The sequence below is a fragment of the Dysgonomonas mossii DSM 22836 genome (assembly GCF_000213575.1).
Classification (GTDB): domain Bacteria; phylum Bacteroidota; class Bacteroidia; order Bacteroidales; family Dysgonomonadaceae; genus Dysgonomonas; species Dysgonomonas mossii.
The window spans coordinates 368,125-390,842 of record NZ_GL892005.1; the positions used below are offsets into that span (position 1 = coordinate 368,125).

The following is a 22,718-nucleotide window of genomic DNA, read 5'->3' on the forward strand; positions in this document are numbered from 1 at the left end:
AGATAAATAAAAATTATTTTTGTTTCATATAGTTCAGGGCACTACCGGCTTTAAACCAAGCTATCTGCACCTCATTATATGTATGGGCAACCTCAAAAGATTCTTTTGTCCCATTCTTGTGTATTAGTTCAACAGTCAGGTTCTTTCCCGGTTTAAATTCGGAGAGTCCGATTATGCTGATTTTGTCGTCTTCCTTTATTTTTTCATAGTCATTCTTATCCACAAAGGTAAGTGCTAGCATCCCTTGTTTTTTTAGATTTGTTTCGTGTATACGAGCGAAAGACTTTACTAGTATAGCTTTTACATTCAAGAAACGAGGTTCCATCGCAGCATGTTCACGAGAAGACCCTTCTCCATAATTTTCTTCGGCAACAACAACTGACCCTAACCCCTCGGCTTTAAACTTACGGGCTAATTTTGGAACAGGAATGTATTCGTTCGTTTCCTGATCAAGTACTGCATTTGTCATATCATTGAAGGCGTTCACCGCCCCAATGAGCATATTGTCGGATATATTGTCCAAATGTCCTCTGAATCGAAGCCACGGGCCTGCCATCGAAATATGATCCGTTGTACACTTTCCTTTTACCTTGATTAGAAGCGGTTGTTCTATTATGTCTTTACCATCCCATGCCGCAAATGGCGCTAATTCTTGAAGTCGTTGCGAATCTTTTGCTATGCTGATTTCGATATCCGATCCATCTGCAATTGGTGCTAAAAATCCGGATTCTTTCAATTCGTATCCCAACGGAGGTAATTCGTATCCTTTTGGTTCTTCCAATTTTACTTTCTCTCCTTCACTATTCACTAAGGTGTCAGTCATAGGGTTGAAGCAGAGATCACCGGCAATGCTCAATGCTGCTACAATCTCGGGAGATGTAACAAATGCGTGAGTATTTGGGTTTCCGTCGTTTCTTTTTGCAAAGTTCCTGTTAAAAGAGGTGACGATAGAATTCGCACGCTCAGGGTCTTTACTTTCGCGTTTCCATTGTCCTATACATGGGCCGCAAGCATTCGCCATGATGGTAGCACCCACTTCTTCGAAGGCCGGAAGTATACCGTCTCTTTCGGCTGTATAACGTACCTGTTCCGATCCGGGATTGATAATGAATTGTGCTTTAACTTCTACATGCTTTTGTTTTGCATCTTTTACGATCGATACTGCTCGTGATAAGTCTTCATACGATGAGTTCGTACACGAGCCTATCAAGCCCACTTCCATTTTTTGAGGATAGCCTTTTTCTCTCACGACTTTGGCAAATTCCGAAATCGGATGAGCTGCATCGGGAGTGAAAGGGCCATTTACGTATGGTTCGAGTGTCGATAAATCTATTTCTATAACCTGATCGAAATACTCTTTCGGATTGTTTACTGTTTCTGTATCCGGTTGAAGGTATTCAATTACTTTATCTGCAAGTTCAGACACATCGGTGCGTTCTGTTGCTTTTAGGTAATCAGATGATTTTTTGTCGTAAGGAAAGATAGATGTGGTTGCACCTACTTCTGCTCCCATATTACATATCGTTGCTTTGCCCGTAGCAGATAGCGAGCTCGTTCCATCTCCGAAATATTCTATAATAGCATTCGTGCCTCCTTTTACGGTAAGTATTCCTGCCAATTTTAGTATTACATCTTTTGGCGAAGCCCACCCGGATAGCTTTCCTGTGAGTTTTACACCGATCAGTTTAGGCATTTTTAGTTCCCAAGGCATTCCCGCCATAACGTCTACTGCATCGGCACCACCCACGCCTATTGCTATCATGCCCAATCCTCCGGCATTAGGCGTATGAGAGTCCGTTCCTATCATCATACCTCCCGGGAAGGCATAGTTCTCGAGTACTACTTGGTGTATGATGCCGGCTCCCGGTTTCCAAAAGCCGATACCGAATTTATTAGATACGGTACTAAGAAAGTCATATACTTCTTTGTTTGTTACTTCGGCCGTGTTCAGATCTTCTTTTGCCGATTTATGAGCTTGTATAAGATGGTCGCAGTGTACGGTGGAAGGCACAGCCACTTTTGTTCGTCCCGAGTTCATCAGTTGCAGTAAGGCCATTTGAGCCGTAGCATCCTGCATGGCAACCCTATCGGGTGAAAAGTTTACATAGTCGGTAGCACGGACATAGTTTCTTAAAGGCTCATCTGTTGATAGGTGAGCGTATAGGATTTTCTCGCTAAGGGTTAATGGTCGCTTAAGAATCTTCTTTGCTTCATCAACTTTTTGGGGGTAAGATTCATAGAATTTACGAATCATCTCTATGTCAAACGTATTACTTTTCATCGATCATTGTTTTTTTAGTTATGTCCAAATACCTAGAATAACAAAAATAATAAAAATGTTCTATTATGTGACGTCTTTTATATAGAAAGATTATATTGCGCATAGATAAAGTAAGCTAAAATTGAATATCTATATATAAATGTAAGATGTGCATAAAATCGTTGTTTTAGATAATATGGAATAGCTGTATATTAAACCTCGGTCTTTTAAAAAAGTCTAAGAATTTTAGTTAAAGGCTTATTTTAGCAGGATTTTCTTATTTTTGTAGCTCTAAACAATTTTATGGCATGAAGAATATCATCTTTATATTAATTCTATTATTCGCAACTCTATCTATAAAGGCTCAGTCTTCCTCCGAAAAACTCATTAGAGAAGGGGTTAGCCTTCATGATAAGGGGCGTTATAAAGAAGCCATATCTTCTTATGAAGAGGCATTGAAGGTAAATCCTTCGTCAATGTCTGCTGTTTACGAAATGTCTTTGTCTTATTTGAAACTTAATAATTATGAGCGTGCCGTAAGCTTGAGCTCAAAAGTTATTAATGCCAACTTTCAGCCTTTACTTATGGATGCCTATATTGTAAAGGGTACGGCGCTGGCTAATATGGATAAGATGAGCGATGCAATTAAAACATTGAACGATGCGGTTGTCAGATGTGGAGATGAGTATTTGCTTCACTTCAACCTAGGACTCTGCTACTTCAATAGTAAGGATAATAAAATGGCGGCGCATCACTTGCGTAAAGCGATAGAAATAGATGCAACGCACTCGAGTGCATTCTTGTTGTATGCTTATGCTTTGAATGACTTGGATCAGTGGGTGCAGAGTTTTTATGCATTCCATTTCTTTTTGTTGCTGGAACCCAATACCGAAAGATCGAAAGATGCTTTCAGTGAGATGCTTGATATATTGAATGCTAAATTAGAGCCCGGTTCAGTAAGGTTGACTCCAGAAGATGGCATAGACCGTGAGTGGCTCTATAAGAATATACAATTGAAGAAACCGCAAGGTACAGATAGTGCCTCTGAGTATTCTTATTTTGTAGAGGCATCTAAGCTGATATTCTTTACTATAGCGCAAATGCAGAATGACTCTCAAAGTGGATTATTGTGGTTTTTCTTTGTTCCTACCTATGAAGAAATCTTAGGTTCGGGACATTTTGATACTTATTGCCGCTATGTGAGTGTCGCTTATTTCCCCGAATCGCTTACATGGTGGGATAAGAACAAGACGCAAGTTGATAATTTCATTGAATGGTTCGAGCATGGTCAGGGTGAAGCCGATGAGGAAGCCGATTTTGGTGATGATTCGGATTTAGAATAATAGAGTAATTGATATTTGGAAGATTTATAGTAAATGTCACGGGAGGCAGAAGAACAACTTATAGAGAGGCTGCACGAGCCCAAAACTCAGCAGGCGGCATTTGCCGAGCTGGTGAAGGAATATAGTGAGCCTTTGTATTGGCAGATACGAAAGATCGTATTGAGCCATGATGATACGGATGATGTCTTGCAAAATACATTTATAAAAGTATGGACAAGTATCGAAAATTTCCGGGGAGACTCCAAATTGTCTACCTGGCTTTATCGTATAGCTGTTAATGAGGCTATTACATTCCTGAATAAACAGCGATCTTTAAACAATGTTTCGATAGATGATGCCGATACGTTTTTATTGGGTAAACTCGAAGGTGATGAGTACTTTGACGGCGACGAAGCTCAACTGAAACTACAGAAAGCAATTCTTCTTTTACCGGAGAAGCAGCGTATTGTTTTCAATATGAAATATTTTGATGAAATGAAATATGAAGATATGTCCGATATTTTAGAAACCTCTGTGGGTGCGCTAAAAGCGTCTTATCATCATGCGGTAAAAAAAATAGAGGAATTTTTAACAACGGAGAATTAAACCTTTTATCTAAATAATAGTCTATACTACAGATAAGGACTCTAAAGATTAAACAATCATGTTGGATAATTTTGACAAAAGCAAAAAACCTTTTAAAGTTCCCGAAAATTACTTCGAGAATTTTAATAACAGGATAATGGATCAACTGCCTTCTAAAGAAGAACCAAAGGTAAAGATTGTTCCGTTGTGGAGGAAGGTATTGCCTTGGACAGCAGCTGCGGCAGCAATTGTTGGTATTTTGTTCACAGTTGGTGTTTTTGACAAAAACAATATGCCTTCGGATAAACAATATGCCAATCAGAAGACGGATATGACCGAAGAAACGATTGCATATCCCAGTGCTCAGGACGAAGAGGATTACTATCTTTTTTTGCAGGATGAGGTAAGAAAATCTCAATTTAAGGAAATGTTATATAACTATTAATAATGAATATCGATATGAAGTTGAAAAATATTCTGGTTTTGTTATTGCTGTTCTGTTTTACGTTTTCAGTTGCAGCCCAGAATAGACCAAGACAAGGTGGAGGACGGTTCGATATACAAGCATTCAATCAAAAGAAAGCAGAGTATTTAAAAAAAGAACTAAACTTAACAGATGCGGAAGCTAAAGCATTTTTGCCATTGGAGGCAGAGTTTTCAATGAAAAAATATGAAGCTAACCGTGAAGCACGAAGAGAGACTCGCGAACTGAAGCGTAAGAAAGACAAAACAGATGCAGACTATAAAAGAATTGTTCAATTGAATCTGGAATCGGAACAAAGGGATTCTCAGTTACAAATCGAATATTATAAGAAGTTTGCAAAAGTATTGTCGGCTGAGAAGTTGGAAAAGTATAGGTCAGTTGATATTCGATTCAAGGAAGACGAATTGAAGCGCCACAGGGAAAGATTCAATTCCGGTAGAGATTCGGATTAAAAGTAAAAAAATAATGACATAAAGTTTGGTTTATTGCAAATAATGTATACTTTTGCTTTTGTAAAAATAAAATTATGAGCAATAAATTTCATCATCATCATTATAGTGTTACTCCCGTTGGGTAAGTAAGTATATTGATGTGGTGTTTGCCAAAATATAGAAGAGCTTGCCTGATAGAGGTGAGCTCTTTTTTTGTTGCTGGAAAATAATATAAAATTAATATATCATGGTATTAAGAATTGCTGTTCAGTCGAAAGGTCGGCTATTTGAGGAAACGATGGCGCTTTTGCAAGAAGCCGGTATAAAACTGAATAATATTAAGCGCACGCTGCTTATTCCTGCGAAAGACTTCCCTGTAGAGATTCTCTTTCTGCGTGACGATGATATCCCGCAAGCTGTAGCTACAGGAGTTGCCGATATCGGTGTGGTAGGAGAAAATGAATATAAGGAAAAAGCCGAGGCTGCGGATGTCGTAAAAGGCTTAGGGTTTAGCAAATGCCGCTTATCGCTGGCTATTCCAAAGGATGAAAAATACGAGGGTGTGCAATGGTTTGAAGGCAAGAAGATAGCCACATCTTATCCTCATATCTTAAACCAATATTTAGCAGAGCAGGGTATTAAATCAGATATTCACATTATTACAGGATCGGTAGAAATTTCGCCTAGTATAGGTCTCTCAGATGCTATTTTTGATATAGTGAGCTCCGGCGGAACATTGGTGAGTAATCGTTTGAAAGAGGTTGAGGTTGTGATGCAATCGCAAGCCTTACTCATAGCCACTAAAAACTTACCACAGGAAAAAAAAGATATACTTGACGAACTAATATTCAGGATAGAAGCTGTTCAGAGTGCAGAAGGGAAAAAATATGTACTTCTGAATGCACCCGAAGATAAGCTTGAAGAAATATTTGATATCTTGCCGGGGATGAGGAGTCCTACAGTTACCCCACTAGCTACAAAGGGTTGGTGTTCTGTTCAGTCGGTTATCGAAGATAAACGTTTTTGGGAAGTTATTACCAAATTAAAAGCATGTGGTGCTGAAGGTATTATTGTATTACCTATAGAAAAAATGATTTTATGATAGAGGTTTCAGATGATATTGTATTATACCCATTGTCTGTAGATGACATCTTTAAGATATTTAATACGCTCAACAACGAGAGAGAATATATGCGTGAATGGTTACCGTTTGTGGATGCTACAAAAGAGATAGAAGATACGGGTAACTATGTGAGATATGTATTGCAGACTGCCGACAAACAATTTACTATATACTATAAGGATCAGTTTGTAGGACTGATTGGTTTTAAAGATACGGATACAGATAATAAGAAAACAGAAATAGGATACTGGTTGTCTCAATATGCTCAAGGTAAAGGCATCATGATACAGTCGGTTGCTAAACTTATAGAACATGCTTTCGGTGAATTAGATATGAATCGCATCCAGATAAAAGTCGCTGTAGGTAATGATAAGAGCCGTCGTATTCCCGAGAAGCTTGGGTTTCAGATGGAAGGGATAGAACGTGATGGGGAATTGTTGGTAGATAATGTGTTTACTGACATAGCTGTTTACAGCCTGTTGAGGAAAGAATATAAGAAGTAATTATGCAGATAATAAAATACCCTTTACGTAGTCAGTGGGCCGAAATACTCACACGCCCTGTTTTCGATACTTCGGCATTGAACAGCACAGTCAGTTCTGTCCTTGATGATATAAAAGAAAGAGGAGATCAGGCTGTCTTTGAATATGAAGAAAAATTCGATAAGGTGAAACTTCTCTCTCTGGCTGTTTCTGCAGAAGAAATAGCAGAAGCCGAGAATTTAGTTTCTCAGGAATTAAAGGAAGCCATTCGACAAGCAAAAGAGAATATCGAGATATTTCATCGTAGTCAGATATTTGAGACGAAAAAAATAGAGACAAGCAAAGGTGTCATTTGTTGGCAAAAAGCCGTCGCTATTGAAAAAGTAGGGCTTTATATTCCGGGGGGGACAGCTCCTTTGTTTTCTACAGTGCTGATGCTTGCTATTCCGGCTAAAATTGCAGGTTGTAAAGAGATTGTTCTTTGCTCGCCTCCCAATAAAGAAGGAAATATACATCCGGCTATATTGTATGCAGCAAAAGAAGCCGGTGTAGACAAAGTGTTTAAGGCGGGAGGAATACAGGCTATTGGAGCAATGGCTTACGGTACGGAATCTATACCGAAAGTATATAAAATATTCGGGCCTGGAAACCAATATGTAATGGCTGCGAAACAGCTTGTAAGCCTCAGAGATGTAGCGATAGATATGCCGGCAGGGCCATCCGAGGTACAAGTGATTGCAGATGAGACATCCATACCTGCATTTGTTGCGGCCGATTTATTGTCGCAGGCAGAGCATGGAGCAGATAGTCAGGTGATATTAACAACAACCAGTGAATCTTTTATCTCCGAAGTTTTACATGAGATAGAGCGACAATTGTTTGAACTTCCTCGTCGCGAGATTGCACAGAAGGCATTAGAAAACAGTAAGCTAATACTATTAAAAAATAATCGAGAAATTATAGATATAACCAACGAATATGCACCCGAACACCTTATTATAGAAACAGCAGACTATGCAGATATTGCAGACGAAATAGTAAATGCAGGTTCTGTTTTTCTTGGAAATTATACGCCGGAAAGTGCCGGAGACTATGCTTCAGGGACAAATCATACGTTGCCTACTAATGGTTATGCGAAGGCTTATAGCGGCGTTAATCTGGATAGTTTTGTGAAAAAGATAACTTTCCAGAAGATTACAAAAGATGGTATTCATAATCTTGGAAAAACGATTGAAGTAATGGCCGAGAACGAACAATTGTTTGCTCATAAAAATGCAGTAACTTTACGGCTAAAGGACAAAGGAAAATGAAATCACTTAGTTTATTAGTTACAATCGGACTATTGGTAAGCTGTTCGGCTTTTGAGAAAACAATCAATAAAGCTCAGTATGTAAATGCCGACAAGGTAATCTACGAAAAATATTTTGGGGAGAGAGTTGAAATACGAAACAAGGCGCAAATAGCCAAGTTAGTTGATATCATAGGTTCGGCGCAGAAGGAAGCTGTAGACTTTATACCGAAAGATCAATTTGTATTTATTCGAAGTAAAGATACTATCTCAATACAGCGAAACGGAGCATTATTAAGGGACGGAAATGGTACATATCGCTTAGGTGCTTACATGTCGACAGAACTAAATAAACTGTTAGAAAAATGATTCAGACCAGAATTATAAAGTATGGTACAGCAGACTATGACAAGATGGTTGCTCTTCGTTATAAAATATTGAGAGCGCCTCTGGGACTTACATTTTCAGCAGAATATCTGGAAAAGGAGAAAGAGGATATTCTCTGTGTTTGTGAAAATGAAGGGCAGATTGTAGGTTGTTGCATTCTTACGCCAGCAGATAAAACGGTAGTTCAATTGCGTCAAATGGCAGTAGATGATTCTGTTCAGAAAAAAGGAATAGGTGCAAAGTTGCTCTTGTTCGCCGAAGAGTCTGCAAAAGAAAACGGATTTGATAAGATTGTACTGCATGCCCGAAAGGTTGCGATAGGATTCTACCTGAAATATAATTATGATATAGTTGGCGATGAGTTTGAAGAAGTAGGTATTCCTCATTTTGAAATGCAGAAAATACTCTAAACATACCAAGAAAAATATTCGTAAAAAGACATATATAAATTGAATAATGATGGAAAACGAAAAAAAACAAGTACTGGAAACAGTATCAAAATATATAGATATTACATTAACTCCTTTTGGAAAATCTCAACGTACAGTTATAGATATAGAAAAGAGAGACCCGATGTATGATGGTAATGGCGTTGTTTACATGCTGTCTATATTCGAGAAAGGAGAATTGGTGAATAACCGTATCGGTACTTACATGGTTCTGTTGAATAAAGGTGATCAGGCTGGGTTTCATGAGCATGGGACTAAAAAAGAACAAGAGCTATATGTACTGGTTCATGGCGAAGGTGAATATATAGAACGTGAAGGATTGGACAAAATTACTAGAAAGTTCAACCTGAAAAAAGGAAACGTAACATCTATCCAGGGAGATAATAATTATCACTCTATAATCAATACAGGAGACGAGCCTCTGATTGTATTTGTTGTGACTACATATCAGCCTAATATATAAATAACTTTAACTCATAGAGCCTTTTGTTAAAATATTATTTATATTTATTGGAGTTAATTGATTGTCTAATTATAAAATCTGTTTTATCATGAATAAAAGAATATTGATGCTAGCGGGCGATTTTGTTGAGGATTACGAATTGATGGTTCCTTATCAGGCACTGGTAAGTGTAGGATTCCATGTAGATGTAGTATGTCCGGGGAAGAAAGCCGGAGAACAGGTTGCTACAGCAATACATGATTTTGTGGGATTTCAGACTTATGCAGAGCTGAGAGGTCATAACTTCACATTGAACAAGAGTTTCGATAATGTAAAACTTGAAGATTACGCAGGATTGTATATTACAGGAGGACGAGCTCCTGAATATATTCGTCTTGATCCTAAAGTATTAGAATATACAAAGTATTTCTTCGAAAAAAATCTGCCTGTTGCAGCTATTTGCCACGGTATTCAGGTGCTTACTGCCGCAGATGTAGTTAGAGGAAAGACGCTTACTTGCTATGTAGCTGTAGGGCCTGAAGTAAAGTTGGCCGGCGGTAATTACAAAGATATTCCCGCTACCGAAGCTATTACAGACGGTAATCTGACTACCTCCCCTGCATGGCCCGGACATCCGGCTATACTAAAAGAGTTTTATAAACTTCTTGGGGTTAAAATTGAATTGTAAATTATAGAAGTATAAGGGAATGGGAGTGCTCAAAAGTGTATTCTTCTTTTTTGAGCACTCTTATTACTCTAATATATAGCAGTGCTCGCTGCGTAGTTAAGTTAAATAAATAAGATAAAAAGATATCTAAACTAAACAGTTTAAAGGAATGAATTTACAGCAGCTCGTGCGCAAAAATGTATGGAATATGAAGCCTTATTCATCGGCTAGAGATGAATTTAAAGGGGATGCATCAGTGTTTTTAGATGCGAACGAAAATCCACTGAATGATAAATATAATCGCTACCCCGATCCTTTACAATGGTGTTTGAAACAAAAAATAGCTAAAGTAAAAAATATAGCTCCCGAAAATATTTTCTTAGGCAATGGAAGTGATGAGCCTATTGATTTGGTTATTCGTATTTTTTGCGAACCTCGCATTGATAATATTGTGGCCGTAGACCCTACTTACGGAATGTATCAGGTTTGTGCAGAGGTGAACGATGTAGAGTATCGGAAAGTATTGCTGAACGAAAACTTCGACCTGGATGCTCAGAAACTGCTTGAAAAAACAGATTGTAATACAAAACTGATATTTTTATGCTCTCCTAACAATCCTACAGGGAACTTGTTAAGCAGAGAAGAGATAAAAAAGGTATTAGATTCTTTTGAGGGTATTGTAGTTGTCGACGAGGCTTATATCGATTTTGCTTCTGAAGCGACATGGCTGAATGATCTTGATAAATATCCTAATCTTATAATTCTGCAAACATTCTCTAAAGCATGGGGGTTGGCTGCCGTACGTCTGGGTATGGCTTTTGCTTCGGCTGAGATAATTAAGCTGTTCAATAAAGTTAAGTATCCATACAATGTAAATATTCTGACTCAAAACTTTGTTGGAGATGAATTAGACAAACTTGAATTAAGAAAGCAGTGGATTGCTACCTTGCTCGAAGGACGAAATTATCTGATAAATGAGTTGCCAAAATTACCTTTTGTAGAGAAAATATATCCCACGGATGCCAATTTTATATTGGTAAAGGTTGAGGATGCCAATAGCCTGTACAAGCAATTAGCAGATAAAGGTGTAATTGTTCGCAACAGGAACTCGGTTTCCTTGTGCGCCGGCTGTTTGCGTATAACAGTAGGTACTGATAAGGAAAATGAGATGTTAATTAAAACTTTGCGAACGTTATAAATATAAACATATCAATAGAGAGGTAAATCCGATCTAAAAGCATATTCAATATATTATAATGAAAAAGAAAGCTCTATTTATAGACCGTGATGGGACTTTGGTTGTAGAACCACCGATAGATTATCAACTGGATAACCTCGATAAACTTGAGTTTTATCCAAAGGTTTTTCGGAACCTTTATTTTATCCGAAAGAATCTCGATTTTGAATTTGTGATGGTTACTAATCAAGACGGATTGGGTACTCCATCCTTTCCCGAGGATACATTTTGGCCGGCACATAACAAAATGCTTAAGACGCTGGACGGAGAAGGAATCGTATTTGATGATATCCTTATTGATAAAAGTTTTCCTGAAGATAATGCCCCAACACGAAAACCCCGTACAGGTATGTTAGGCAAATATATGACAGGTGATTATGATCTTGAGCAATCTTTTGTGATTGGAGACAGGCAAACAGATGTTGAGTTAGCAAAAAATCTAGGTTGTAAAGCTATTTTTATGCAAGATGAGTTTGTTTTACCTGATGAACTAAAGGATATATGTGTGCTTCAAACTACCGATTGGGATGTCATTTCTGAGTTTTTGTTTGCCGGAGAGCGCAAAGCAGAGGTAAAAAGAACGACCAAAGAAACAGATATATATGTTGCACTCAATCTGGACGGAAAAGGACAATGTCAGATATCTACAGGTTTAGGTTTTTTCGATCATATGCTTGAGCAAATAGGAAAGCATTCGGGGATGGATCTTACCATACAAGTAAAAGGTGATCTGCATGTAGATGAGCATCATACAATAGAAGATACCGCTATTGCTTTAGGTGAAGCGATATATAAGGCATTAGGAGATAAAAGAGGTATAGAACGTTATGGCTATAGCTTGCCTATGGATGATTGTTTGTGTTCCGTTGCGCTTGACTTTGGTGGTCGGGCTTGGTTGGTTTGGGATGCAGAATTTCATCGCGAGAGAGTAGGGGATATGCCTACCGAAATGTTCCTGCACTTTTTCAAGTCTTTGAGCGATTCAGCGAAAATGAACCTCAATATAAAGGCAGAAGGCGCGAATGAACATCACAAAATAGAAGGAATATTCAAGGCATTGGCCAGAGCTTTGAAGATGGCGAAGAAGAGAGATATCTTCAATTATGAACTACCTTCTACCAAAGGCGTGATTTGACTATTTAATGTGAAATTGATGCAATAAATAAAGTAAAAGCCTGTTTTTAAAGGTACATTAACTACTCATTTTTCATTTTTTGTGTAAGTTTGCACCAATGAAAAAATATACAGTATTTCTTTTCTTATTTCTTTTCGCTTCTCTTGTTGCGGAAGCACAAAACAAGAAAGCTTTACAGTCTCCCGCAATAGTGGAGAAAGCGGATTCTATATCTGCAAGTCTTGGTAAGTTGCCTCCGAGTGGACGAAAAATAGATACAGTAAAAGTTAACGTTCCCAATATATATGTGTGGAAAATAACACCCCGTTTGGGAGAACGTATATTTATTCCTCGCGATTCGGCTGTAATAGATTTTCATAAAACTATGTTAGTAGATGGAAAAGGTGTAGCCATTGGCTATTTGGGCAATGTAGGCTCTCCTTTACAATCCAAAATATTCTTTGAACGCCCCGAACCTTCCCGTTTTATTTTTCAAGATCCGGTACGTGCATGGCGAAAAGGGCCGGAGGATCAGGTGTTCTATAATACTAAAGTGCCTTACTCTGAGATTAAATATCAAAGTGGAGGTGGCGGAGAAAGTGCGGAAAATCGTTTTCAGGGAGAGATATCTATGAATATGGGTAAAAAACTGAATGTCGGTTTTGATTTTGACTATATCTATTCTCGTGGATTTTACAATTCTTTGTCAAATAAAGGAGTAAGTTATGACTTCTATGCCAGCTATATAGGTGACAAATATAAGATGCATGCTTACTTCCAGAATAATAATTTTACTATTATCGAGAATGGTGGTATATCCGATACATTGTACATTTCAAACCCTGACCATCCCAATGTAGTAAATAATGGAAACTTCAAAGGGAGTTCGTTGGACATTCCTACACGAATGCAGGATACTTGGAACAGACTCAGAGGTCGTAATCTGTATGTGACTAACAGATATGATCTGGGTGATGATACAGAAACATATCCTGTAAATGATAGCGTGATGGGAACACGCAAAAAGAAGGACTATGTTTCGTTAGCAAGCGTGATTTTTACAACGCACTATACGGATCAACGTCGCAGGTTTAATTCAAACTATAGCAATATCGCGAATGTCTATACTCCACAGCTTTGGAATGGGGAAAAGGGTTGGACTACTCTTTCGGATCCGAAGTATGAAGCGAATATTGATGATTATATGTCATATTATTCATTCAAGAATACATTGGCGTTGGCTATGAATGAAGGCTTCCGAAAATGGACGAAATTTGGTTTAACGGCGTTCATTGAACATGATCTGCGTAAATATTCCATGCCCTTTTTAGGCATTGAAGAATCAGGGGCTATGTATGGTCTTCCCGGTGCATCGATGAAGGAAAGTGAATATTCATTGCTTGTAGGAGGAGTCTTAACGAAAGAGAAGGGAAAGTTTTTAAGATACAGGGCTACAGCCGAAAAAGATTTACATAATAGCGATTACAGGCTCGAAGGAGAAATTACTACTCGATTGAATTTCAGTAATAAAGACTTTTCGGTAAAAGCTAATGCTTATATAAAGAATATAAGCCCAAGTTTTTTTCAGAACAATTTTTCATCTAAGTATTGGAACTGGAAGGATATGGGGTTGAAAGATACCCGTCGTGTTTATATAGGCGGAGAGATTGTTTTTCCAGAACTGTCATTTTCTCAGACTCGGATAAGTGGAGGTGTTGAAAATATAACAGGTCTTATATATTATAATCAGGAGAAGAGAATAGCTCAAAGCAATGAGGATATACATGTGATAGCTTTACGCCTCGATCAGAATTTCAGATCCGGGATTTTTCACTGGGATAATCAACTTGTTTTCCAACAGGCAGATAGTGAAGAGGCTTTACCCTTGCCTAAATGGAGTTTATATTCAAATATATACCTGACCACTAAGCTGGCCAAAGTATTAACTCTACAATTGGGTGCTGATGCTTATATTCACTCAAAATATTATATGCCGGGCTATGAGCCTTTGACTATGCAGTTTTATAATCAACAAGATATGAAACTGGGAGAATTTCCTGTTGTAAGTGCTTATCTGAACCTTCATCTAAAATATACTCGCTTTTTTGTTATGATGTATAATATTGCCGAAGGAATGGGGAATGGACAGTCGTTCTCTTTATATCGTTATCCGGTAAATCCTCGGGTTTTAAAATTAGGAATTTCTTGGCAATTCAATAATTAGTAAAATTATGAAGAATAAGGCTTTCTTATCGGTTCCCATAATTGTTATTATTCTGATTTTTGTTTGGATTTTTATACGGAATAATACTACAGATAAGGATTCTCGTGACTATCCTCAGATTCAGTACGAAGGAGTGCTTCGTGTAGTTACAGACTATAACTCTGTTGGTTACTTTGTGTTAGGGGATACGATTGCTGGTTTCAATCACGACCTTATTGAATTATTACAGGAGAATATCCCTTTAAAAATAGATATTCAGCTAGAATCCAGTATAGATAAAAGCATGGATGGATTGAGAACCGGAAAATACGATATTGTGGCTAGGAATATACCTGTTACTTCAGAGTTGCGCGACTCTGTAAATTTTACAGAAGTCATTGCTCAGAACAGACAGGTGTTGATTCAACGTAAAAAAAAGTATAATAATAATATAGAGCCGATTAGAAGTCATTTAGACTTGGCGAAGAAAACGCTTTATGTTCCTGCTAAGTCTCCGGTTATCCTTCGGATACAAAACTTGGCGCATGAAATAGGGGACACAATATATATAAAGGAAGATCCGGCCTATGGCTCCGAGCAGTTGGCTATGATGGTAGCATCAGGAGATATCGATTTTGCAGTTTGTGACGAAAAGGTAGCAGCTAATATTGCCAAAACATCGCCCGAAATAGATTATTCTACTTTTGTCGGTTTCACCCATCTGGAGGCTTGGGCTGTGAGGAAAAGCTCCCCTGCTTTGCTTGATTCTCTTAATGTTTGGATCAGTCGTATAAAGGGGACGGAAGCTTATAATAAAATATACAAAAAATACTATAATTGAGTTTTTTCAAAGTACAATTTTAGTAGAACGAATAGAGTTTGTTATTCATCATTGAAAAATACACTATGCGAATATAAAATTTTTCTGCATTTTTATATGCTGTTTCAAGAAAAATGATTAAAATTGCTAAGTGGACTTTGCAATGACATAAAAAAAAGTTACCTTCGTCGGGGTTTTAAGGAGTATCGAGTGGAATCTTTTTTTCGGACACATAAGTATTTAGTTGAACATCTTTTCGAAGATGCAACTCCCAGACTGTTAATGCAACAGATTGACTGGTCGCGCCGTTTGATTGGAATCAAGGGGGCGAGAGGTGTCGGGAAAACTACATTCCTTCTGCAATATGCTAAAGAGTTCTTCGAGTTAGACCAAAGAGACTGTTTATATATAAATATGAATCAGTTTTATTTTACAGTCAGAACAATCTTTAGTTTCGCAAAAGAGTTTGTAGAAAAAGGAGGTAAGACACTTCTACTCGATCAGGTATATAAGTATCCGGGGTGGTCTAAAGAATTGAGAGAATGTTACGAATGTCTTCCTCAATTGAAGATCGTATTTACAGGTTCTACAGTAAACAAGCTCGGAGAAGATGCAGAACTGGCATCTATTGTAGATGTATATAATTTAAGAGGTTTTTCCTATCGGGAATTCTTAAATATTCAATTTGGAAAGAATTTCAAACCGTATGGTTTGGATGACATAATAAATAATCACCGTGAAATAGCTGAGAATATATTCTCAGAGATCAACCCTTTAGAACATCTATGGGGCTATATACATCATGGTTATTATCCGTTTTTTCTTGAAAAAAGAAATTTTTCGGAAAATTTACTCAAAACGGTGAATATGATGTTGGAGGTAGATGTGTTGTCTATCAAACAAATAGAAATGTCTTATTTGCCCAAATTAAGAAAATTGCTGTATCTATTGTCTTTGTCTGCACCGGGCAAACCCAATATCAGCCAATTGAGTACCGATTGTGAGATATCCAGAGCTACAGTGACAAACTATCTGGAGTATTTGCGTAGTGCAAGATTGATAAATATGCTTTATAGAGAAGGTGAGGAGTTTCCCAAGAAACCCGACATGGTCTATATGCATAATACGAATCTGATTTTCCCTCTGAAAATATCAGATGTAAATGATCAGGAGCTGCGTGAAACATTTTTCTACAATCAGGTGCATCACAGCGATAGCAAATTGAAGAAAGGAGCTAAAAGCGGAATGTTTATTGTCGAAAATGATGACAAGAAATATAAATTTAAGATAGATGGTCAAAAAACCAGAGGCAAACATAAACCGGAGATGCTTTACGTAATAGCAAATCTAGAGAAGGGTGATAGAAATATTATTCCTTTATGGCTTTTTGGTTTTTTATATTAAAAGAATAAGGAGCTGATAATTGAAAAGTTGTCAACTTAGCCAAATCAAAACAATGTAAACTAAAAAAAGATAATCAACTATTAAAAAGTATGGCTAAACAAAAAAAATTCATTACATGTGATGGAAATCAGGCCGCAGCACATATTTCTTATATGTTCAGCGAAGTGGCTTCGATATATCCAATCACACCATCATCAACTATGGCAGAGTATGTTGATGAATGGGCAGCAGCCGGACGCAAAAATATATTCGGCGAAATCCTCAGAGTGCAGGAAATGCAGTCGGAGGCTGGTGCTGCTGGTGCAGTTCACGGATCATTACAGGCTGGAGCTCTAACAACTACTTATACGGCATCTCAGGGATTGTTGTTGATGATCCCTAATATGTACAAAATAGCAGGAGAGTTACTCCCTAGCGTTTTCCACGTATCCGCACGTGCTTTGGCAGCACAGGCTTTGTCTATCTTCGGAGACCATCAAGATGTTATGGCAGCTCGTCAGACCGGGTTTGCTATGTTCTTCTCGGGCTCGGTACAAGAAGTTATGGATTTGTCTGCTGTTCCTCACTTGGCAACTCTCGAGTCTCGTATTCCTTTTATGAATATTTTTGATGGATTCCGTACATCTCACGAAATACAGAAAGTGGAAGAAATGAGTCAGGATGACTTAATTCCTCTTGTAAACCAAGAGGCCCTTAAAGGATTTCGTGATAGAGCATTGAATCCTGAAAATCCTGTCACTCGTGGTACTGCTCAGAATGATGATATTTATTTCCAATCGCGTGAAGCTGCTAATAAATTCTATGATGCAGTTCCTGCTATTGTTGAAAAATATTTAGAAGAAATTAATAAGATCACAGGACGCAAATATGGCTTGTTTGATTATTACGGAGCTGAAGATGCCGACCGTGTGATTATAGCTATGGGTTCGGTAACAGAGGCAATTAAAGAAACTGTAGACTTCTTGAATGCCAAAGGAGAAAAAGTAGGCTTAGTTGCAGTTCACCTTTATCGTCCATTCAAAGCAGAAGCTTTCCTTTCAGCAGTTCCTAAAACTGCAACAAGAATAGCTGTACTTGACCGTACAAAAGAGCCGGGAGCTCTTGGACAGCCATTATACATGGATGTAAAAGACTGTTTCTTCGGTAAAGCTGATGCTCCTACAATTGTTGGCGGTATTTATGGACTTTCTTCAAAAGATACTACTCCGGCTCAGATTATGTCTGTGTACGAAAATCTAGCAATGAACCTGCCTAAGAACGATTTTACAATCGGTATCGTAGATGATGTTACATTCAAATCATTACCTCTTAAAGAAGAAGTTTCTGTAGATGATACTACTTATGAAGCTAAATTCTATGGTCTTGGATCGGATGGAACAGTAGGTGCAAACAAAAATACAGTTAAGATTATCGGTGACAACACCAATAAATACTGTCAGGCTTATTTTGCTTACGACTCTAAAAAATCAGGAGGATTTACAGCATCGCATCTTCGCTTTGGTGATAATCCTATCCGTTCTACATATTTGGTAAATACTCCAAACTTTGTAGCATGTCACGTTCCTGCTTATTTGCATTTGTATGATGTAACTAAGGGCTTGAAGAAAAACGGAACATTCCTACTCAACTCTGTATGGAGTAAAGAAGAAGTCGGAAACTACCTTCCTGATAATGTAAAGAAATATCTTGCAGTCAACAACATCAATTTCTATATCATCAACGCAACTCAGATTGCTACCGAAATTGGTCTTGGAGGCCGTACAAATACAATCCTTCAATCAGCATTCTTTAAGATTTCGAATGTAATCCCTTACGATTTGGCTGTAGAACAAATGAAGAAATTCATTGTGAAATCATACGGACGTAAAGGTGAAGACGTTATCAATAAGAATTATGCTGCGGTTGATCGTGGTATAGAACTCGAAAAAGTTGAGGTTCCGGCAGAATGGGCAAATATTGTAGTTGGTAAACCTGAAGAAGATGATGCTCCTGAGTTTATCAAAAACGTAGTTCGTCCAATAAATGCACAACGTGGCTACGATCTTCCTGTATCTGTTTTCGTTGGTCGTGAAGATGGTACATGGGATCATGGTACCACAGAGTATGAAAAACGCGGTGTTGCCGCATTTGTACCTGTATGGGATGCCGAAAATTGTATACAGTGTAACCAGTGTGCTTATGTTTGTCCTCATGCTACTATCCGTCCGTTTGTTTTAGACACAGAAGAGCAAGCTAAACTTCCGGGTGATGTTACTTTGTTGAAAGCACAGGGTAAACAATTTGATGGTATGGGCTTCCGTATTCAAGTGGATGTGCTAGACTGTCTTGGTTGCGGTAACTGTGCTGATATATGTCCGGGTAAGAAAGGAAACTCTGCTCTTACAATGGTTGAGATCGGATCACAATTCCCTGAACAAGACAACTGGGATTTCATGGTCAAGAATGTAACAAGTAAGGCTCATCTTATTGATACTAAATTGAATGTGAAGAACTCTCAATTTGCAACTCCGCTATTTGAGTTCTCAGGTGCATGTTCTGGTTGTGGAGAAACTCCATATATCAAACTTGTAACTCAGTTGTTTGGTGATCGTATGTTAATTGCCAACGCCACAGGTTGTACATCGATATATGGTGGTTCAGCTCCATCTACTCCATACCGTAAGAATGAAGAAGGCAAAGGACCGGCATGGGCTAATTCACTATTCGAAGATAATGCAGAATATGGTCTTGGTTTTGCCTTGGCTAATATTACTATGCGCAACAGACTCGAAAAACTGATGAATCAAGCTCAGGATTGCGATAAATGTTCACCTGAAATAAAAGCTCTATACAAAGAATGGGTAGAAAATAAAGATGAGGCTGACAAGACAAAAGAACTTACAGCTGCAATGTTACCATTACTGGAAGTAGAGAAAGATAAATGTGACTACTGCAAAGAGATATATTCATTGAAACAATATCTAATCAAACGTTCTATCTGGATATTTGGTGGTGACGGTTGGGCATATGATATAGGTTTCGGTGGATTGGATCATGTATTGGCTACAGGCGAAGATATCAATATTCTGGTATTGGATACAGAGGTGTACTCTAATACAGGAGGCCAGTCTTCTAAGTCTACTCCGATAGCAGCCGTTGCTAAATTTGCTGCAGCAGGAAAGAAGATTCGCAAGAAAGACCTTGGTATGATAGCTACTACATACGGTTATGTATATGTAGCACAAATTGCGATGGGAGCTAATCAAGGACAGTGTCTGAAAGCGATCAAAGAAGCAGAAGAATATAAAGGGCCATCATTGGTTATTGCATACTCTCCTTGTATCAGTCATGGTCTGAGAAAAGGGATGGGACATGCCCAGGATGAAGAAAAAGCAGCGGTTGCTTGCGGATACTGGCATCTATGGCGTTACAACCCAATGTTGGAAGAGGAAGGCAAAAATCCATTTACAATGGATAGTAAAGAGCCTGACTGGTCTAAATTCCAAGCATTCTTAGGAAATGAGGTTCGCTATACATCTCTACAAAAATCAAATCCATCTGAAGCTTCAGAACTATATGAAGCAGCACAGAACAATGCGATGTGGAGATACAATAGTTATCAACGTTTAGCTAATAGCAACTTTGGTAAATTTGACGAGACGAAAGAATTGTAAAATTAACAAATATTATGAATAAGAGGGAGGCTTGAAAAGGCCTCCCTCTTATGTTTTTGAGAACACGCAAAGTGCAATCGTTTATTGAGTTAAGTAGTTATTTGATAAGAAAGTAAATTAATATTCAAAAAAAATATTATCTTTGCAACACTTGATATATAGTTACTATAACTGATACAAAACAAATGAACAAAAAAACTTTACTGACTTCACTACTATTGATCTGTGTGTCAATAGCTTCTTATGCTCAACGTCAAAGCTCAGAGCAATATTCCGTTCCTTCGAGGAATGAATATTTGTTAAAAGATCCAGTGTGGTTCATATCCATTGGAGGTGGTGCCCAATTGTATGTGGGTGAGGATGATAATGGTGTTGCCTGGAATAGGACATCATTCTCGAGTAGAATAACCTTTGCACCGACATTTTCCGTTGGTCGTCGAATGAGTACATTGATTACTCTGCGAGCTCAAATATCAGGAGGAAGCATACATGGCTTCAATGATGGTTGGAGTGGAATTTACGATAGATGGTGGAAACATGGTACGAATGGAGAAGGTCTAAAAATGTTAACTAAAGACCCGGCTTGGGATTATATGGGCTGGATTGAAGGTGTTGATTATGTGTATGATGCTGTTGATGAGAGTGGAGTGCCCGTTTGGCATCCTACAAAATATCAACCCAACGAACAATATTATATGCAACATTTACGTTATATGAGCATAACTGGAGATGTGCAGTTAAATTTTCTTAATCTTATAAATGGATATAAGCCGGAACGTAAGTTTGAAGTAAACCCTTTTGTGGGTGTAGGTATGTATCAGCGCTTTGCTCATAGAGGGACTCTTCAGGGTACCTTCTTTGGTGGAAGCGGTGGTTTGAACCTAGGCTTTAATTTGACCAGAAATTGGCAAATATTTGGAGAAGGAAGAGTTGTTCTACTTAGTGATACCTTTGATGGACAAAAAGGCGATAAAAGTAATAATGGATTAGCTCAGGCAACTCTAGGTATAACTTATAAGTTTACAAATCCCAAATATATTGACCCTGCTATTGAAACTCGTTTACGCTTACCTTACAATATAGCCCGCGCTTGTGACAATATGCTTCTTGTTCCCGGGGGTAATATCGAATTGGGTACAGGTATTGATCCTTTATGGGGAGATGAAGTGCCTCGTAAACTTGTTGCCGTGAGTCCATTTTGGATGGATGAAACCGAAGTAACAAATAAGCAGTATCGTGAGTTTGTATACTGGGTGCGTGACTCTATTATTAGAGAACGTTTAGCAGATCCGGCGTATGGAGGAGACCCAACGTTTAAAGTTTTAGTAAGACCGGAAAATGAAAATAGTACTGTTGGTCAGCGTTTAAACTGGAGTAAGCCAATTCCTTGGAAAAATCCAACTCAACGCGAACAGGCTGCTATAAACAGTGTGATAGGAGGAAATCCTTTTGCTGCAGATAAATCCGGTTTGATAAATACAGCTTTGAATTTTAGATATGACTGGTTTGACGTAAAAAGTTATAATGCGTTTTTGGCAAAACTAAAAGAAGGTGATGCACGTTCTATAGTTATATCCAAGGATACAGCTTATGTAAATCAAAGAGGTGATATTATTCGCGAAACGTTAGCAAGATCATCGCACGGAGATAAGATTGATTTTACAAATACATATATTGTAAATGTTTATCCTGATGTGATGGCATGGATGACAGATTTTGCTAATGCCAAGAGTGAACAATATGTAGGTAAATATTTTAATGATAAGGCTTATAATAATCATCCTGTGGTAGGGGTATCATGGGAACAAGCGGATGCTTATTGTGCATGGCGTACAGATCGCTATTTGGCTGAAAAGAAGTGTAGCTTAGACGGTTTCGCCGGATATCGTTTGCCGACAGAAGCTGAGTGGGAATTTGCAGCAAGAAACGGGCGTTCGGAGTTGACCTATCCGTGGTATTCGGATAAAACGCATACAACCGATGGTTTGGCTCATGCTAATTTTAGAGCATCAAAAGATTTGAAAGACTTAATGTCTCCTGTAGCAAGCTTCTTACCGAATCGTTTTGGACTTTACGATATGGCGGGTAATGCGGCAGAATGGACAACTACAACATTTACGGAATCTGTAGATCGTATGGCTGATGAGGCTAATCCTGACTTCAGCTATAGAGCTGTACTTGCAGATCCAAGAGTGTTGAAACGTAAAATAGTAAAAGGCGGTTCATGGAAAGACTCTACGGTAAAATCCGGAGATCGTTCTGTTGAATTCCAAGATAAAGGCCGTTCATTCATTGGTTTCAGATGTGTAAGAACCTGGAGCTTTGATGAAAGAGGTAAATTTTATTAAAAATAATTTTCAAGAGAGC

At 38.1% G+C, this 22,718-nt stretch carries 19 protein-coding genes; 18 read left to right on the forward strand and 1 reads right to left on the reverse strand.

Translation table 11 applies throughout. From position 1 onward, the window contains the following. Positions 1–13: 13 nt before the first annotated feature. Positions 14–2,281: an aconitate hydratase gene (locus HMPREF9456_RS05185; RefSeq protein ID WP_006842419.1), complete on the reverse strand. Its 2,268-nt coding sequence runs from the start codon at positions 2,279–2,281 to the stop codon at positions 14–16. Positions 2,282–2,568: 287 nt separating this feature from the next. Between HMPREF9456_RS05185 and HMPREF9456_RS05190 the strand changes: the two genes are divergently transcribed. The 18 genes from HMPREF9456_RS05190 to porK all read left to right on the forward strand — a co-directional run bounded on the left by HMPREF9456_RS05190 (position 2,569) and on the right by porK (position 22,699). Continuing rightward, positions 2,569–3,603, forward strand: a complete 1,035-nt coding sequence (locus tag HMPREF9456_RS05190) for a tetratricopeptide repeat protein (RefSeq protein WP_006842420.1) — start codon at positions 2,569–2,571, stop codon at positions 3,601–3,603. Between the two features lie 33 nt (positions 3,604–3,636). Next, positions 3,637–4,188, forward strand: a complete 552-nt coding sequence (locus HMPREF9456_RS05195) for an RNA polymerase sigma factor (RefSeq protein WP_006842421.1) — start codon at positions 3,637–3,639, stop codon at positions 4,186–4,188. Positions 4,189–4,246: 58 nt separating this feature from the next. Then, positions 4,247–4,612 carry a hypothetical protein gene (locus HMPREF9456_RS05200; RefSeq protein WP_006842422.1) on the forward strand — a complete coding sequence of 122 codons (366 nt, stop codon included), beginning with the start codon at positions 4,247–4,249 and terminating at the stop codon, positions 4,610–4,612. A 14-nt stretch (positions 4,613–4,626) separates the two neighbouring features. After that, complete coding sequence (locus HMPREF9456_RS05205; RefSeq protein WP_006842423.1) at positions 4,627–5,103, forward strand: hypothetical protein; 477 nt, start codon at positions 4,627–4,629, stop codon at positions 5,101–5,103. 226 nt (positions 5,104–5,329) lie between these two features. Continuing rightward, complete coding sequence (hisG, locus tag HMPREF9456_RS05210) at positions 5,330–6,184, forward strand: ATP phosphoribosyltransferase (RefSeq protein ID WP_006842424.1); 855 nt, start codon at positions 5,330–5,332, stop codon at positions 6,182–6,184. Next, positions 6,181–6,708, forward strand: coding sequence for a GNAT family N-acetyltransferase (locus HMPREF9456_RS05215; RefSeq protein ID WP_006842425.1), 528 nt, complete (start codon positions 6,181–6,183; stop codon positions 6,706–6,708). Before hisG ends, HMPREF9456_RS05215 begins: the two co-directional genes overlap by 4 nt. A gap of 2 nt (positions 6,709–6,710) precedes the next feature. Then, positions 6,711–7,997: a histidinol dehydrogenase gene (hisD, locus tag HMPREF9456_RS05220; protein WP_006842426.1), complete on the forward strand. Its 1,287-nt coding sequence runs from the start codon at positions 6,711–6,713 to the stop codon at positions 7,995–7,997. Beyond that, positions 7,994–8,344: a hypothetical protein gene (locus tag HMPREF9456_RS05225; protein WP_006842427.1), complete on the forward strand. Its 351-nt coding sequence runs from the start codon at positions 7,994–7,996 to the stop codon at positions 8,342–8,344. Before hisD ends, HMPREF9456_RS05225 begins: the two co-directional genes overlap by 4 nt. Further along, positions 8,341–8,772, forward strand: coding sequence for a GNAT family N-acetyltransferase (locus HMPREF9456_RS05230; RefSeq protein WP_006842428.1), 432 nt, complete (start codon positions 8,341–8,343; stop codon positions 8,770–8,772). The genes HMPREF9456_RS05225 and HMPREF9456_RS05230 overlap by 4 nt, the downstream gene beginning before the upstream one ends. Before the next feature lie 46 nt (positions 8,773–8,818). After that, positions 8,819–9,274 carry a cupin domain-containing protein gene (locus HMPREF9456_RS05235; protein WP_018074788.1) on the forward strand — a complete coding sequence of 152 codons (456 nt, stop codon included), beginning with the start codon at positions 8,819–8,821 and terminating at the stop codon, positions 9,272–9,274. Positions 9,275–9,362: 88 nt separating this feature from the next. Then, on the forward strand, positions 9,363–9,941 hold the full coding sequence (locus HMPREF9456_RS05240; RefSeq protein WP_006842430.1) for a DJ-1/PfpI family protein: 579 nt from the start codon (positions 9,363–9,365) through the stop codon (positions 9,939–9,941). A gap of 148 nt (positions 9,942–10,089) precedes the next feature. Continuing rightward, complete coding sequence (gene hisC, locus HMPREF9456_RS05245; protein WP_006842431.1) at positions 10,090–11,118, forward strand: histidinol-phosphate transaminase; 1,029 nt, start codon at positions 10,090–10,092, stop codon at positions 11,116–11,118. 58 nt (positions 11,119–11,176) lie between these two features. After that, on the forward strand, positions 11,177–12,292 hold the full coding sequence (gene hisB, locus HMPREF9456_RS05250; RefSeq protein WP_006842432.1) for a bifunctional histidinol-phosphatase/imidazoleglycerol-phosphate dehydratase HisB: 1,116 nt from the start codon (positions 11,177–11,179) through the stop codon (positions 12,290–12,292). Positions 12,293–12,389: 97 nt separating this feature from the next. Further along, positions 12,390–14,495 (forward strand): putative porin, encoded by a 2,106-nt coding sequence (locus tag HMPREF9456_RS05255; RefSeq protein WP_006842433.1) that lies wholly within the window; start codon positions 12,390–12,392, stop codon positions 14,493–14,495. A 7-nt stretch (positions 14,496–14,502) separates the two neighbouring features. Beyond that, entirely contained in the window at positions 14,503–15,315 is an 813-nt protein-coding gene (locus HMPREF9456_RS05260; RefSeq protein ID WP_006842434.1) for a transporter substrate-binding domain-containing protein, read from the forward strand. 189 nt (positions 15,316–15,504) lie between these two features. Continuing rightward, complete coding sequence (locus HMPREF9456_RS05265) at positions 15,505–16,698, forward strand: AAA family ATPase (RefSeq protein WP_026177032.1); 1,194 nt, start codon at positions 15,505–15,507, stop codon at positions 16,696–16,698. A gap of 89 nt (positions 16,699–16,787) precedes the next feature. Continuing rightward, the gene (gene nifJ / locus HMPREF9456_RS05270; RefSeq protein WP_006842436.1) at positions 16,788–20,351 is read left to right on the forward strand and encodes a pyruvate:ferredoxin (flavodoxin) oxidoreductase; all 3,564 of its coding nucleotides are present in this window, start codon (positions 16,788–16,790) and stop codon (positions 20,349–20,351) included. Between the two features lie 185 nt (positions 20,352–20,536). Next, a complete protein-coding gene (gene porK / locus HMPREF9456_RS05275; protein ID WP_006842437.1) occupies positions 20,537–22,699 on the forward strand; it encodes a T9SS ring complex lipoprotein PorK/GldK in 2,163 nt (720 codons plus the stop codon). Positions 22,700–22,718 lie beyond the last annotated feature (19 nt).